The sequence below is a fragment of the Streptomyces sp. NPDC044002 genome (assembly GCF_056434525.1).
Genome location: NZ_JBWKEZ010000009.1, coordinates 55,258 through 70,025, shown reverse-complemented (window position 1 = coordinate 70,025; position 14,768 = coordinate 55,258). Strand labels below are relative to the sequence as shown.

Annotated in this window: 14 protein-coding genes; 4 read left to right on the top strand and 10 right to left on the bottom strand. The window is 75.0% G+C overall.

Features of this window, described 5'->3' with window-relative positions:
- Positions 1–27 precede the first annotated feature (27 nt).
- From AC07A6_RS09655 to AC07A6_RS09630, 6 genes are all read right to left on the bottom strand, one after another.
- Positions 28–1,302 (bottom strand): vWA domain-containing protein, encoded by a 1,275-nt coding sequence (locus AC07A6_RS09655; RefSeq protein WP_362457498.1) that lies wholly within the window; start codon positions 1,300–1,302, stop codon positions 28–30.
- A gap of 65 nt (positions 1,303–1,367) precedes the next feature.
- The gene (locus AC07A6_RS09650) at positions 1,368–2,699 is read right to left on the bottom strand and encodes an AAA family ATPase (protein WP_478776700.1); all 1,332 of its coding nucleotides are present in this window, start codon (positions 2,697–2,699) and stop codon (positions 1,368–1,370) included.
- Between the two features lie 154 nt (positions 2,700–2,853).
- Positions 2,854–4,239 carry a hypothetical protein gene (locus AC07A6_RS09645; RefSeq protein WP_478776699.1) on the bottom strand — a complete coding sequence of 462 codons (1,386 nt, stop codon included), beginning with the start codon at positions 4,237–4,239 and terminating at the stop codon, positions 2,854–2,856.
- A gap of 131 nt (positions 4,240–4,370) precedes the next feature.
- Positions 4,371–5,210, bottom strand: coding sequence for a bestrophin-like domain (locus AC07A6_RS09640; protein ID WP_386270879.1), 840 nt, complete (start codon positions 5,208–5,210; stop codon positions 4,371–4,373).
- Positions 5,211–5,530: 320 nt separating this feature from the next.
- Entirely contained in the window at positions 5,531–5,836 is a 306-nt protein-coding gene (locus tag AC07A6_RS09635; RefSeq protein ID WP_478776698.1) for a hypothetical protein, read from the bottom strand.
- A 151-nt stretch (positions 5,837–5,987) separates the two neighbouring features.
- Entirely contained in the window at positions 5,988–7,145 is a 1,158-nt protein-coding gene (locus AC07A6_RS09630) for an acyltransferase family protein (RefSeq protein WP_478776697.1), read from the bottom strand.
- A 188-nt stretch (positions 7,146–7,333) separates the two neighbouring features.
- Here AC07A6_RS09630 and AC07A6_RS09625 point away from each other — a divergent pair, with 188 nt between their 5' ends.
- The 3 genes from AC07A6_RS09625 to AC07A6_RS09615 all read left to right on the top strand — a co-directional run bounded on the left by AC07A6_RS09625 (position 7,334) and on the right by AC07A6_RS09615 (position 9,732).
- The gene (locus AC07A6_RS09625; RefSeq protein ID WP_478776696.1) at positions 7,334–8,587 is read left to right on the top strand and encodes an MFS transporter; all 1,254 of its coding nucleotides are present in this window, start codon (positions 7,334–7,336) and stop codon (positions 8,585–8,587) included.
- 12 nt (positions 8,588–8,599) lie between these two features.
- Positions 8,600–9,262: a hypothetical protein gene (locus AC07A6_RS09620; RefSeq protein ID WP_478776695.1), complete on the top strand. Its 663-nt coding sequence runs from the start codon at positions 8,600–8,602 to the stop codon at positions 9,260–9,262.
- A gap of 71 nt (positions 9,263–9,333) precedes the next feature.
- Positions 9,334–9,732: a hypothetical protein gene (locus tag AC07A6_RS09615; protein WP_478776694.1), complete on the top strand. Its 399-nt coding sequence runs from the start codon at positions 9,334–9,336 to the stop codon at positions 9,730–9,732.
- Between the two features lie 132 nt (positions 9,733–9,864).
- On the opposite strand, the gene AC07A6_RS09610 is transcribed toward AC07A6_RS09615, so the two are convergent.
- Together AC07A6_RS09610 and AC07A6_RS09605 are read right to left on the bottom strand one after the other, a co-directional pair.
- Positions 9,865–10,356, bottom strand: coding sequence for a metallophosphoesterase family protein (locus AC07A6_RS09610; protein ID WP_478776693.1), 492 nt, complete (start codon positions 10,354–10,356; stop codon positions 9,865–9,867).
- A gap of 9 nt (positions 10,357–10,365) precedes the next feature.
- On the bottom strand, positions 10,366–11,040 hold the full coding sequence (locus tag AC07A6_RS09605) for a TetR/AcrR family transcriptional regulator (RefSeq protein WP_362457343.1): 675 nt from the start codon (positions 11,038–11,040) through the stop codon (positions 10,366–10,368).
- 164 nt (positions 11,041–11,204) lie between these two features.
- Here AC07A6_RS09605 and AC07A6_RS09600 point away from each other — a divergent pair, with 164 nt between their 5' ends.
- Positions 11,205–12,413, top strand: coding sequence for an NAD(P)/FAD-dependent oxidoreductase (locus AC07A6_RS09600; protein WP_362457340.1), 1,209 nt, complete (start codon positions 11,205–11,207; stop codon positions 12,411–12,413).
- Between the two features lie 16 nt (positions 12,414–12,429).
- Here the strand turns inward: AC07A6_RS09600 and AC07A6_RS09595 are convergent, their stop codons facing one another.
- Positions 12,430–13,137: an SDR family oxidoreductase gene (locus AC07A6_RS09595; RefSeq protein ID WP_478776692.1), complete on the bottom strand. Its 708-nt coding sequence runs from the start codon at positions 13,135–13,137 to the stop codon at positions 12,430–12,432.
- Positions 13,138–13,303: 166 nt separating this feature from the next.
- Entirely contained in the window at positions 13,304–14,737 is a 1,434-nt protein-coding gene (locus tag AC07A6_RS09590) for an alpha/beta fold hydrolase (protein ID WP_478776691.1), read from the bottom strand.
- Positions 14,738–14,768 lie beyond the last annotated feature (31 nt).

Below are 14,768 nucleotides of genomic sequence, written 5' to 3'. Positions count from 1 at the left end.
GAGTCACACCCTCGGGTCGTCGCGGGCCTACCCGATGGGGACGACGCGTGCCCAGGCGGGCGGGCCCTCGGGGACGTAGTCCGGGTCGTCCTCGTACACGGCGCGGGCGGGGCGCGGGAAGAGGCCGACGACCGTGCGGCAGGGCGGCGGCGCGGACGGCCACGGCGTCTGACCGTCCGTCAGGGCGACGATCACGTCCGGGCGGGACCGGGAGCGCAGCGCCCGGGCGAAGCCGGACCGCAGGTCCGTACCGCCGCCGCCGATCAGTTCGAGGTTCTCGGCACGGCACAGCGGTACGGCGACCCCCGCCGCCGCGTCACAGGAGATCACCGAGACCAGGTCCCGCCGCCCGCCCACCGCCCGGGAGATCGCCGCCACCTCCAGCAGCGCGCTGCCCAGCTCCGCGTCGCTCACCGACCCGGACGTGTCGATGACGACGCACACCCGGGGCGGCATCCGGCGCAGGCTCGGCAGCACGACGCCGGGGACGCCGGCCGAACGCCGGGACGGGCGCCGGTAGCTGTGGTTCTCGCCCGCGCCCGGCGCGCCCGCGGCCGCGCGGACCGCCGCACCGAGCAACTGCCGCCACGGCTGCGGGGGATGGAACGCCTCGTCCGCCCACCGGCGCCACCCCTCCGGAGCCTCCCCGGGCCGGCCGGTGATCGCCTCGGACACGCGGAAGCGCACGGCGTCGCGCTGCTGCCGGCTCAGCGCGTGCGCCCCGTCGGGCCCCAGCTCCCAGGGCCGCGGCTGCCCGTCCGCACCACTGCCGCAGTCCAGCCAGGCCAGCCGCGGGGTGCGGCCCGCCATCGAGAACCTCCGCAGGTACTCCTCCATCAGCAGCCCGTCCGGCAGGTCCAGCATCGACGGCCGAACCGCCCCCGCCGGCATCGGCAGGCCGTCGCCGTAGATGTCGTCGTTGATCTCGAAGTCCGCCGCGACGTTCTGCCGGAGCCGCGGCTCGGGCCCGTGCTCCCGCGCGTACCGCTCGCTCCGCCCGTGATGGTCCCGCAGCAGGTGGGAGACCTCGTGCACCCACACCCCCGCCAGCTGCTCCAGCGGGGTCCGCGCCACGAACAGCGGGGAGACGTAGCAGCGCCAGTACGCGTCCACCGCCATCGTCGGCACCGACCGGTCCTCCACCACGTGCAGGGCGAACAGCGCACTGGCCAGGTACGGCCGGACCGAGACCGCGTACAGGCGGGCGGCCAGCAGCTTCTCCGTGTCCAGCGGCACGACGGGCCCCGGCGGCGGGCCCGGCTCGTCGGCCCGCACCGGCCGCGGCGGCGGGGGCGGGGCCATCGGACGGGGCAGCGGGCGCGCCCGCGCCGGCACCGGGCGCGGCTCCGGCCGCCGCACGGCCCCGGTCACGCGCGCCCGCCCGCCGCGCGCCCGGCGCCGGCGGCCGCCGCGGTCCGGGCCCCCGGGTTCCGGGACACCGAGTCCTCCGCCCGCCGGGCCAGGCCGATCACCGGGGAGAGGCGTTCCACCGCATCCGGCACCTCCCACCCGTCGCGCCGCAGCGCGGCCAGCGCCTTCGCCGGGCCCACCAGCAGATCCGGCGCACCGGTCTCCATCGCCCGGACCAGCACCTTCCAGGCCGCCTCCCAGCGCTCCCGCTCCGGGCGCGCGCCGACGGCGGCCACCACCGCCTCCAGCGTCGCCTGGCGCAGGTCGCCGCGCTCGGGCAGTTCGGCCGCGCCGGGATCGGCCAGCAGCACGTCCGGATCGGGCAGCTCCATCCGGTCCATGTGGGCGAGCAGTTCGAGGCCGGGCCCGTCCCCGACCGCGCCCCGCACCAGCAGCGCCAGCACGTCCCGGGACACGGAGGCGGCCGTGCCGAAGGCGAGCAGCGTCATCGCGGCCTCCCAGCTGCGGGGCGAAGGCCAGGCACCACCGCGCCGGGTCTCGGTGGTGGGCAGCCGGTGGATCAGCGTCGGCCGGGTGTTCAGGAACCCGCACACCGCGCGGCGGGCGAACGCCACCGCGTCCGGCAGGCCGGCCGCGTCCAGCCGGGGCAGCTCCGCGCGGGGCCAGACCCCGCCGAGACCGCGCACCACCACCTCCCGGTCGTGCACCCAGTACAGGTGCACGAACCGGTTCGCCAGCGGCGGGCTCAGCTCCCAGCCGTCCGCGGCCGACGCGCGGGGATTGGCGGCGGCCACGATCCGTACGCCGGGCGGCAGTTGCAGCGCGCCGACCCGCCGCTCCAGGACCACGCGCAGCAGCGCGGCCTGGACGGCGGGGGTGGCGGTGGACAGCTCGTCCAGGAAGAGCAGCCCCCGTCCGGCGCGCACCAGTTCAACGGCCCACTGCGGCGGGGCCATGGGCACCCCGTTGACCGCCGGGTCCTCGCCCAGGACGGGCAGCCCGGAGAAGTCGGTCGGCTCGTGGACGCTCGCGATCACCGTGGTCAGCGGCAGGTCGAGGGAGGCGGCGAGCTGGGTCAGCGCGGCGGTCTTGCCGATGCCGGGCTCGCCCCACAGGAGCACGGGCAGGTCCGCCGCGACGGCGAGGGCCAGCGCCTCCAACTGCTCGTCGGGGCGCGGCTCGGTGGTGGTCGTCCGCAGGAGCGCCAGGAGGTCCTCGGCGAGGCCGAGCTGGGGCCGGTCGTCCGCCGGCGGCACGGGGACGGGGTCGGGCACGGGTGCGGATACGGATACGGATACGGGCGCGGAGAGGAGGGTGCTGGAGGTCATGGGCATCACCTGGATGGTCGGTTTCGTGGATACGGGTACGGGAGACCCGTCGTGGTCAAGGGGCGTACGACGTGCACGGCGCGCACGGCGCGGTACGCGTACGCGGGCGCCCGGCGGGGTGCTGCGAGCTGCGGGGCCCTGCCGCCGGGGGTGTTCAGGCGGGCAAGCCGGTCCGCGGCCGGGTACGGCTCCCGCGCTTGCGGCGCAGATCCCGCGGCAGACGCCGGTCGGGCCGGGGCCGGTGGCCGTCGTCCCAGCCCCCCGCCACGTCCGCGGCGGGGTGCACGGGTACCAGGCCCGAGCGGAAGAGCCCGTGACCCAGGCGGCCGGACACCGCGTCCTCCAGGGCGTCCCGCAGGGGCCCCTCGCGCAGGACCGCGCCGGGGCCGAGCAGCCCCTCGACCACGGCCAGGGCCCCGGTCACGTCCCCGTGGCGGAGCCGCTCGCGGACCGCGGGCAGCGCCTCGGGGCTGTGGTGCACCGCGTCGATCGCCCGCAGGCAGGGCAGCCCCGGCCCGCCCAGCGCCATGAGGAGGGCCTCACGGGCCAGCTCGGCCGGGTCGTGGTCGACGGCCGCGAGCACCCCGTCCCGCAGCGCGATCCGGTGCACCCGCCCCAGGCACTCGACCCGGTGCGGGTCGGCGGCCCCGTGGTCCGGGCCCGCGTCCGGTCCGGGCACGCCGGCCGGCGGCGGGGACGGCGGCAGTGCCGCCGCGACCAGCGGGTGGAGCCGCTCCGCGCGGAACAGCCCGGCGCGCAGGAGTTCCAGGTCCGGGAGGGTCCGCGCCGCGGCCTCCGGCAGCACCGGGAGCTCCGCGATCCGCTGCGGCGACAGCACGTCCCGTACCGGCCGGAGCGCGGGGGCGTGGCTGTCGTCGGGGGCGACGAGTTCGAGCACGGCGCGGCTGCGCGTGCCGAGCCGTACGGTCAGGGCGCCGCGGGAGCGGCCCTCGGCCCGCAGCAGCAGCTCCGCCTCCGCCGCCCAGCGGCCGGCGGCGTCCGCCCCGCACCGCTGCGCCAGTTCGGCACTGCGGGTGCCGTCCCAGAGGTGACGGTGCAGATCGAGCCGGAAGCGCCGGTCGGGGTGGGGGTGCGGATGGTGCCTGGGCGCGTCCGCCCGGGATTCCTCCCAGAGCGCCAGGGACATCCGCTGGCCCGCGTCCGCCCAGGCCGGCGGGGTCCGCACGACGAGGTGCGGCGCCGCGCCGCCCGGGCCGCCGTAACGGGCCAACGACAGGGTGAGCCCGGGCCGGAGCCGCCCGTCGGGGGCGATCCGGGGCATGTGCCAGCGCAGCAGGTCCGGCGCGAGCCGGCGCAGGTCCGCCCGGAGGCGGGTGACGAGTTCGGTGCCGTGGCGGACGCGCACGGCGCGCAGATCGATGTCGACGTCGACACGGGCGACGGCGCAGGCTCCCGCCCAGTCGCCGTTCGCACGGCGGGCGGTCGCGATTTCGATCATGGACGGTGGCACGGCGTACTCACGTACGCGCTGCCACATCAACAGGCGGGCGGGAACCGGTTCCGCGAAGTGAACTGCCATCAGCAGTCACCTTGCGCGGACGATTCCCCCAATCCGAGAAAGGAGGAGTTCTTCATCGGCGGCATCATAGGCACCTCCGGGACGATCTGTCAGCCGCGTATCGCGGAGCCCGGCCTGCGCGGGGGCGCGGGCTACCCGCGGGGCGCGGCCTGACCGCGGATCCGGGCGCCGTGCCGGTCGCAGGGCAGGGCGCGCCCCGGGTGGTCCACGGAGTAGTCCTCGCCGATGTCCTCGGCCGTGGCCGCCATCGCCTCGCTGGTGATCTTGATCGCTCCGGAGAACGGCCTGTCGATGTCCTCGATCAGCAGCAGCGACCCCGTGAACAGCCCCGCCAGCACGAACAGCAGCACGAAGTGCGCCGGCCCGCGCTTGCGCGGCAGCCCGAAGGCGAAGGCGCCGATGGTCGCGGCGAGGGACAGCACCATGAACCAGTACACGACCGCCGGGATCGCCGGACTCGCCTCGGACAGCCGGGCCTGCCGGGCCACGGACCGCTGGTCGTCCGCCTCCACCAGCAGCGCGAAGCTGCTGTCGTCCTTGTGGGCCAGCGCCTTGAAGTGCCGGCGGAAGTCGGTCGACCAGACGGACGCCTCGGGGGCCTTGGTCCCCGAAGCCTCCATCCTGGGCCACTCGTACGTCATGATCGCGCGGGAGTAGCAGACCGCCGCCGCCTGCATCCGCTCGCGCTGGGGCTCGGGCGCGTAGTCCGCCACCTCGTACAGCTGGTCCACCCGGTGGGCCTCCGCGCCCACCGCGTTGCCGGCCTCACCGTACGACTCGGCCGCGACGACGATCACGAACGCGACCAGCAGCACGGCCAGCGTTTCGAGCGGGCTGACCAGATCGCTGACCGACGCCTCGTCGGCGTCCCCGCCCGGCTCCCCGGCCTGCTGACGGCGCCGCAACTGGTTCGCCAGCAGGCCGCCGAGGAGGGCGGCGGCGATCAGTGCGACGGTGATGGCTGTGGACATGGGCGGCCCCGGGTCGGCGGTCGTTCTGTTCCGCGCCCCACCCCACCACAACAGGCCCGCCCCGACCCACCGGGCACGCCGCAGCCCACCCGGACGCGCACAGCGGCTTCTCCACGATCAGGTCGGCGTCCCGGTCGAGGGCGCAGACCGTGCCGAGCACGGTGGCGTGGGCCGCGGTGTGCACGCACACGTCCCACAGGTCCGGGGCCGCACCGAACGCCCCCGCCACGGAGCCGCCGACGGCCGGCCCGACCGCCGCCCCCGGGCCCGTTGCAGCCACCGGCCAGGGCCCCGGGCGTCGTGCCCCCCGGTGGCGGTCTTCAGGCCTCCGGTGTCCCTTCCCCGTCCGGGACCGGACTCACCGCGGCCCACCAGGCGATCAGCCGGTCGGCCATCGCATCGGTCCGGTGGCCGACGGGGTCCAGCTCGAAGTGGTCCTCCAGCTCGTACCAGAGGAACTCACCGATCTCCGCCCGGGTGGTGCCCCGGTGGAGGCGCTGGAACAAGGGGACGAGCATGCAGTCGTACTCGTCCTGAGCGAGGTCGGCGACGCCCATCGGATCCCACTCGTTGAGCAGGTACCGCAGGTTGTCGAAGAGCACGGGCGAGGGGGTCCAGGCGGGCATCGGCCCAGACTGCCACCCAGGGAACACCTGCCGCTGCCGAATATCGCGGTCGGGCAGAACGCCGGGCGGAGCCGGCCCGATGCCCGTTGTCAGTGCCGGGTGGCAGGCTCTGCCCCATGGACAACCCTCTACCTGGAGTGAAGGCTCAGGCTCAGCGGCCGCGGGCGGGGAGCCGTTCCGCCTCGGGCGCCGTGGGCTGCGCGGGCACCCGGTGGAGGGTGGGCCGGGCCGGGGTGCCCGCCCGGATGTCCTCGATCCCGCGGCGGAGTCCGGTGGCCAGCCGCCGCCCCAGCGGGCGTTCGACGAAGCGGTGGACGGCCCAGGCGACCACCAGCATGCCGGCGGTGGTGGCGAAGGCGAGGGGCACGGGTGCGACGCGGTCGCGGAAGTGGTGGATGACCGTCAGCCCCACCATCATGTGGATCAGGTAGAGGGGGTAGGTGACCGCGCCCGCGTGGCGGAGCCAGCGCCACCGGATGCCGTCCAGGGCACCGAGCGCGAGGGCGGCCATCACGGCGAAGCCGATCAGGATGACCACGTGGGCCGGCCAGGACGGCGTCTGCTCGGCGGCTGCCCGGCCGAGGCTGGAGATCATGCGGTCGCGCACGTAGTGCTGCGCGAGGAGGTACTGGACGCCGACAACGGCCCACAGTACGGCGTTCGGCCCGAAGCGGCGCATGAGGTGGAAGGCGATGCCGGCGATGAAGTACGGGGACGAGGACGGTATCGCGAAGAAGGACAGCACCCCGTTGTCGATGGCCGGGGCCACCGCCCCGGCCAGGGTCCAGACCCCGCAGAAGAGCACGCAGTTGCGGTACGTCACCCCGCGCATGACGACGAGCGCGAACAGGGCGTAGAACTTGAGCTCCACGAACAGGGTCCAGTACGCGTCGTCGATGTGCGGGACCCCGAGGCCGCCCTGGAGCATCGACAGGTTCACCACGACATCGGTGAACCGCGCGATCGACCGCACCTCGGGCCAGGCGTACAGCACCAGCGAGGTCAGGACGACGGCCGTCCAGTAGGCGGGGAAGAGCCGCGCCACCCGGGACACCGCGAAGTCGCCCACGCTGCGGCCCCAGGCGCTCATGCAGATGACGAACCCGCTCACGAGGAAGAAGACCTCGACGCCGAGCCAGCCGTAGACGGCGAACCGGCGGGCCACCGGGAAGACGTCGGTGGTCGACCGGCCCCACGCGCTGGCCAGGACCACGTAGTGGTAGAAGAGCACGGCCAGCGCGGCCAGGACCCGTATGCCGTCGAGGACGGCCAAGCGCTGGGGCTCGCCGCCCGGTCCACGCGTTCTCATCCTTCGTCCGCCCCCTCGCCCGCACCGCACTCCGGTTACCGCCACGTAAAGATCAGCGGAACAGTACAGCGTGCACACGTCAGCGGGAGTCCGCTGACGGGACGGCGGCGAGCGGAGCGCCGGGCACGCCCGTCTCGTATGTCGATACGGCCATCTCGGAATGTGGTGCCCCTCGATAGGGTCGATCCATGAAGCGGCCCCGGACACCCCGCAGTTGGCTGATGCTCACCCTGGGCACCGCCGGCCAGACCGCCAGTACGACGGCCCTCTACGGGCTGATGTACCTGCTGCCCGCGTTCCAGCGGGAGCTCGGGCTGTCGCTGGCGGCCGCCGGCTTGCTCGTCGCCTGCCCGATCGCCGGGATCCTGCTCGGCCTGATCGGCTGGGGCGCGGTCGCCGACCTGTACGGGGAGCGGGTGGCGCTGTCCGCCGGGCTGCCGGTCGCCGCCGGGGCGATGGCCGCGGCGGCGGCCGTGCCGGGGGTGTGGGCACTGGGCGCGCTGCTCGTAGTGGCCGGCATCGGCGGGTCCTCCGTCCATTCGGCCTCCGGCCGCCTGGTCATCGGCTGGTTCCCGCCCGGCCGGCGCGGCGTCGCGATGGGGGTGCGGCAGGCCTCGCAGCCGCTCGGCACCGCGCTGGCGGCGGCCGTGCTGCCGCAGGCCGCCCAGCACTTCGGGCTGTCCGCGGCCTTCGGCGTGTGCGCCGCGCTGTGCGGGGTGACGGGCGTGGCCATCGCCCTGTTCGCCGTCGATCCGCCGCGCGTCGGACGGCCGACGGGCGAGCCCGCGCCGTCCCCGTACGGGGAGGACGGCGGCTACCTGTGGCGGCTGCACGCGGTGGCCGCGGTGCTGTGCGTGCCGCAGTTCGTGGTGACCGGCTTCGCCCTGGTCTTCCTCACCGGGGCACGCGGATGGTCCGCCGCCGCTGCCGGTGCGGTGCTGGCCGCCGCCAACCTGTCCGGCGCGGCCGTGCGCCTGCTGGCCGGCTGGTGGTCCGACGCCCTGGGCTCGCGCGTCCGGCCGATGCGGCTGCTGGCCGCGGCCACAGCGGCGGACCTGGTCCTGCTCACGGCCGGCGCCGCCTGGCACTCCCCGGCCGGCACGGCGGCCCTGCTGCTGGCCACCGGCCTGACCGTCAGCACCAACGGCCTGCACAACACGGCGGTCGCCGAGTTCGCGGGCCCCGCCTGGGCGGGCCGCGCGCTGGGGGTGCACGGGATGGGGCAGCACGCCGCGGTGGCCCTGGTCCCGCCCCTGGCCGGGGCCCTGATCACCGAACGGGGATACACCCCGGTCTTTGGAGCGGCGGCGGCCGCCACGGTCCTGGCGCTGGCCCTGCTCCCGCCGTCCGACCGCACCGCCCGCCGGGCCGCCGCATGGACCCCGCCGCCCCCCGACCGCCGCCGTGCGGCAGAATCGGGCCGACTGGACAGCCGACGGTGAGGGGTGGGGCACGTGGGGCTTTTCGGCCGGCGAAGCCGGGGCAAGGGCATACCGGACGATCCGGGGCTGCTGGCCGCGGCTGCGGCGAATCCCGGCGGCAGCGTCGCCGAGATCGACAGGACGTACGTCGACGACCCGAACGGATACGTTCCTCCCGAGGCGATCCGCGGCGCGTGGCTGGTGGACGGCAGCGGCAAGCTGACGGGGGAGTACCAGGAGAACCCGCGTCACGGGGTCCCGCAGGACGACTTCGGCAAACTGACCGACCCCGACCACTGGCTCGGCTGGATGGGCGACGACCCCGCGGCCGCCGTCCGCACCGGCATTGAGGAGTCCTTGACCGCCCAGGTGGCGGACGCGGTGGTCGAGTGGGTCAAGATCCTCGAAACGCCCCGCTTCCTCACGGCCGGGCGCCGCTCCGAGGACGGACAGACCCTGCTGGTCACCCGCGCGGCCATCGCCGTACCGTTCGCGCTGTCCGTGCGCGCGACGCAGCACGGGCGCTCCGTCCTCCTCGGCGTCTTCTCCTGGGCGGCGGTGAACCTGGCACCGCCCGAGCCCCGCAGGGACCGGCACTGGTTCGACCGGAACGTCGGCCTGGACTGGGCCGAGGAACGGCTCAAGGAGCGGATCTACGCACGGGACACCGGGGCCGGCGGCTCCGCCGGACGGTAGGGCGGCCTGACGAGCCTCGCAGCGATGCGAATCCTGTGGCGACGCCTGCGTCCCGTCCCTACAGTCGCCACATGGCCACGGAGAACGAGAATCCAAGTCAGCCCGACATCACCGTGATGCTCAAGGACCAGACCAGTGCCTGCAAGGCAGCACGCGACGCCATCGCCGCCAACGGTGAGGTGATGCTCTACGACGGACAGCCGCCGGTGTGGATGGTCCTCGGCATCGCTGCGACGAGGCTGAGGCGGTCGTTGAGGATCGGCCTGACGACCCTCGGCCTCGATGAGACCGTTGAGATCCTCAGAGCTCGGCACAGCGACGATCGACTCCGTACCGGCAACATCATCGCCGCAGACCGGTCCTGGTTCTTCACCCTGTACTTCAACGCCACCGGGACCGAGCTCCTGGCCTGCAGCGGTCTGAAGCGCGAGGGACTCACGCAGGCAGGTGGTCAGGAACTCCAGCTGTAGAGGCCTCAGCCCCGGCTCACCGCAACGACCATGAGCCGGGCGACGCCGTTCGCGGCCCACCCCCGGCCCCCGGCCCGGCTGGAGCGCTGCCGCGCGCATGCGGCTGCCGGCACCGGGAAACAGGACCGATCCCTACAGGCGGTGCAGCCGGACCTCGCTGAGCCGCCCGTCCGCGGCCCGGGCCGTCATGTACGTGCAGTACGGCTGGCGGCGCCGGTCGGTCGGGGAGCCCGGGTTCAGCAGCCGCAGCCGGCCCTCCGCCGTCGTGTCCCACGGGATGTGGCTGTGGCCGAAGACCAGCACGTCCACGTCCGGGAACCGCGCGGCGCAGCGCTGCTCGCGCCCCTTGGCCGGGCCCGTCTCGTGCACCACGGCGAACCGCAGCCCGCCGAGTTCCGCGTACGCGACCTCGGGCAGCCGGGCCCGCAGCAGCGGCCCGTCGTTGTTCCCGTACACGGCGACCAGCCGGCGCGCCCGCTGTTGGAGCAGGTCGAGCGTGGCCGTGTCGGTCCAGTCCCCGGCGTGGATGACGGCGTCCGCGCGCGGGACGCGTTCCAGCAGCTCCGCCGGCAGCACCCCGGCCCGCGCGGGAACGTGCGTGTCCGACACCAGCAGCAGCTCCACGGCCCCACGCTAGCGCGGGGCTTCGGCGTGTTCCCTGATCGCCGCCTCCACCAGGGCCCGTGCCGCCCAGGTGATGGCCTCCTCCTCGGCCTGCGGGTCGAGGCCGCGGACGTCGCGCAGGACGATCTGGGCTTCCCAGCCGACCACGATGGCCAGCGCCGAGATCAGCCGCTGGTACGCCTCCTCGCTCAGGGTGCCGCGGAGGGATTCGCAGGCCTGCTCCAGCCATTCGATCCGGCGCTGGGTGCGGCGCGGGGCCGGGGCGGCGCCCGGAGTGGCGGCCTGCGCGGCGGCCGGCTCCGGGGCCTCGGAGACCGGTTGGTCGACGGTCAGGCGGATCAGCCGCCGCCCGAGGGGGAGCGACTGCGGTGAGTACTTCAACAGCGTCCTTATGAGGGCGTCCACCCGGGCCGCGGGGTCGCCCGCGATGGCGGGATCGGTCAGCGCCTGCTCGACGGGGGGCTCGTTGAGCGCGCCGAGGGTCGCGTCGATCAGCAGGTGGTCGAGGCTCGGGAAGTACGCGTAGACCGTGCGCCGCGATACGTCGGCGGCGGCCGCGATCTCGTCGATGGACGGCGTCGCCCCGTCGGCGCTCAGCCGGGCCGCCGCCTCGACGATCGCCTTGCGGGTGCGGCGGCGCTGCGCTTCCCGGCCGCCGCGGCGGGCCGGTTCGTCACTGGTCATCGTGATCGTGTCGCTCCCGGGTCAAGTCGAGCCGATTCAGGTCCGGTTCGGGTCGGCGGGGGCTTGACGCCCCCTCAGGCCATAAGTATATCTTCATGCAGTCGCTGCACAGAAGTGCAGTGAGCGCATGAAGGTGCAGCAACAGTCGAAGCGGAGGGCACACCATGAACGAGAACACCGAAGTGGTCGTGATCGGCGGCGGGTACGCGGGCGTCATGGCGGCCAACCGCCTCACGCAGCGCCCCGACGTGACGGTGACGCTGGTCAACCCGCGCCCGGACTTCGTCCACCGGATCCGCCTCCACCAGCTGGTGGGCGGGACGGACGGCGCGGTCGTCGACTACCGGGACGTCCTGGCCGAGGGCGTACGGCTGGTGGTCGACACCGTCACCCGCATCGACGCGGCCGGGCGCGGCCTGGAACTGGCGTCGGGCGGCACGCTCGGCTACGACTACCTGGTCTACGCGGTCGGCAGCGGGAGCGCCGACCCGAGCGTGCCCGGGGCGGCCGAGCACGCGTACCCGATCGGCACCTTCGAGGAGGCCCGGCGGCTGCGTCCGGTCCTGGACGCGGCTCCCGCGACGGCCCCGGTGACGGTGGTGGGAGCCGGGCCGACGGGCATCGAGACCGCCGCCGAGCTCGCGGAGGCGGGTCGCGCCGTGACGCTGGTCTGCGGCGGGGTGCTCGGCCCGTACCTGCACCCCCGCGGCCGCCGCTCGGTCGCCAAGCGGCTGGCCAGACTCGGGGTGACGGTCCTCGACGGCCCCGACACCAAGGTGACCGCCGTGACCCCTGACGCCGTACGGCTCAGCGGGGGCCGCGAGCTGCCGAGCGCGGTGACGATCTGGACCGCCGGCTTCGGCGTACCGGACCTGGCCGTGCGGAGCGGGCTGAGCACGGACGCGCTGGGCCGCCTGCTCACGGACGAGACGCTGACCAGCGTCGACGACGACCGCGTCTTCGCGGCGGGGGACTCGGCGGCGCCGTCGGGCCTGCCGCTGCGGATGAGCTGCCAGGCGGCGATGCCGATGGGTGCGCGGGTCGCCGACACGGTGCTCAGCGTGATCGGGGGCGAGCGGCCCGAGACCCTCAACCAGTCGTTCGCCGCCCAGTGCATCAGCCTGGGCCGGGGCGACGGCATCTTCCAGTTCGCCAGCCGGTCCGACGTCGCCGTGTGGTTCAAGATCGACGGCCGCCTCGGCGCGAAGCTCAAGGAGCTCGTGTGCACGAGCGTCGTCAAGCACCTGGCCGACGAGGCGGGCAAGCCCGGCGCGTACCGCCTCCACCGCGGCTCGGGAGGCCCCGCGCGCCGGCAGCAGCTGGAGCAGGCCGGGCGCGCCGAGGCGCCGGCTCCTGCCGGCCGGGTCGCCTGACGGGCAGGACGCGGGTCTACCAGGCGAGCGGCTTCCCGTCCCGGAAGAAGCCGCCGGTGGGCCCGGAGTCGGGGAGGGTGGCGGCCCAGACGACGCCGGCGGCGCCCTCCGCCACGGGTCCGCCGCCCGGCCCGCCCATGTCCGTCGCGATCCAGCCCGGGCACACGGCGTTGACGAGGATCCCCTCGGCGCGCACCTCGTCGGCGAGCTTGCGGGTCAGGGCGTTGAGGGCGGCCTTCGAGACCCCGTAGGCGGGGGTCCCGCCCGACATGGCCTCCAGGGATCCGGACTCGCTGGAGACGTTCACCAGACGGGGGTGGGGCGAGCGGCGCAGCAGCGGCAGGAACGCCTGCGCCGTCCGCCACGGGCCGAAGAGGTTGGTCCGCAGCGTGTGCTCGACCTCGTCGAGGTCGACGGAGACGGCGCGCCGGGAGGTGTCGTAGTTGACGGCCGCGTTGTTGACGAGCACGTCGAGGCGCCCGAACTCCGCCTCCACGTCGCGGGCGAGGGCGCGGACGTCCCCGTCCTCGGTCACGTCCAGCCGGCGCGGCAGCAGCGTGCCGGACACGCCGGGGGCCAGGCCGGCGGCGGCCCGCTCGGCGTCCTCCGGGCGGCGGGCGCACAGCAGTACGGTGTGGCCCAGCGCGGCCAGCCGGCGCGCGGTCTCCAGGCCGATGCCGCGGTTGGCGCCGGTGACCAGGGATACCGGCGTGATGGTGCTCATGACTCCTCCTCGGTGCGGACGACGTGATCCGCTCAGTCCGTCAGTCCGTCAGTCCGTCAGTCAGCAGGCTGGCACGCTATGCCGTGGAGCCGGACCTGCGGATCGGACCCGGGTCGCAGCCGGTCTGCGGCCATGGTCGTAGTCCTGCCCCGGGAGGCTCACCGGCTCAGCGGCCCGCGCCGCCCCCGCTCCATGCCTCCGGGCTGCGGTAGTGATTGCGGTGCCCGGCGGCGAGCACCCGCCGCAGCGAGGCCCGGTGCTCGGTGCCGGCGGGGAGGTCCAGCCGGTCCAACAGGGCGAGCGCGGGCTCCGGTTCGAGCTGCCCGTACACGTCGTGGTAGCTCGCCAGCACGGCCCTGAAGACGGCCGGGTGCAGCTCGGGCACCCGGGCCGCCGCCCCGTAGGTGGCGGCCTTGGCCTCCCACGGCACCGGGCCCGACACCTTCAGGACCCGGCGCGCCCGGCGCAGCAACGGCTCCGGGGCGCCGGGCCGCAGCAGGTCGCGGTCGTTGCCGAGCACCTCGGCGAAGGCCTCCGCGGAGGTCTGCCAGACCTCGAACCAGTCGAACCAGAGCGAGTCGGCGATCGCCGGGTACTCCCGGACGGCTTCGAGTCTGCTGCGGTAGCCGCCCCAGAGGAGCCCCGCCGGCAGCGGCCCCTCGGGCCCGAGATGGGCCGAGTGGATCTGCCAGGTCACCAGGGGGTGACCGCCGAGCAGGTCCATCAGCCCGAGCGCCACCCGCAACCGGCCCGCCAGATCGAGCGCTTCGTCGGTGAAGGCCATCGAACCGAGCCCGTTGCACAGGTCCTCCCCGGTGAGGGTCTGTACCGGCGGGTCCGCGTCGTACCAGGCGTCGGGGCCGGTCTGCGTGATGCCGTCCTCGGCCAGCCAGCGCCGGGCGACCTCCCCGTCCGGTACGCGGGCCAGGAAGGCGGTGACCGCCCCGGTGAACTCCTCTGGGGCGGCGGCGTGCACCAGGTGGCCGACCGGGATCGTCGTGAGCCGGGCGTCCGGGATCCGGCGGGCGAGCTCGGCGAGCGCCTCCTGCGGGACGTGGCTGTCCGGCCCGCCCGCCACCACCAGCGTCGGGGCCGTGATCCGGGAGAGGCCCTCCAGCCAGGACGGGTCGGGGCGGTCCAGCTGGGCCCGGACCGCGAGCACCATCGCCCAGTCGAAGGCCGGCTCCCCCTCGGGCCGCACCGGGGTGCGCGGCTCGCGGGGGAAGGGCGGCGGGGCGTCCTCCAGCACCAGCCGGACCACCCGCCACGGGCTGTGCTGCGCCACCAGGAACGCGACCGCGCCGCCCATCGAGTGCCCGACGAGGTCCACCCGGTCCAGGCCGACGGCGTCCAGGAAACCCAGCACGTCGTCCCGCATCAGCTCCAGCGAGTACGGCCCGGCCCACTCGCTGCGGCCATGGCCCCGCAGGTCCAGGGCGTACACCCGGCGCTCCCGCGCGAGCACGTCCCGTACGGCGGCCCAGTCGTCCGCGGTCTCGCCCAGCGCCGGCAACAGGAGCAGCGGGTCACCGCCGGAAGGCCCGGCCACCTGGTACGCCAGCCGGACGCCGTTCACCGTGAGGGTGTGGTGCTCTGTCATCCGGCCGACACTACCCGGGGGCCGCCGCGCC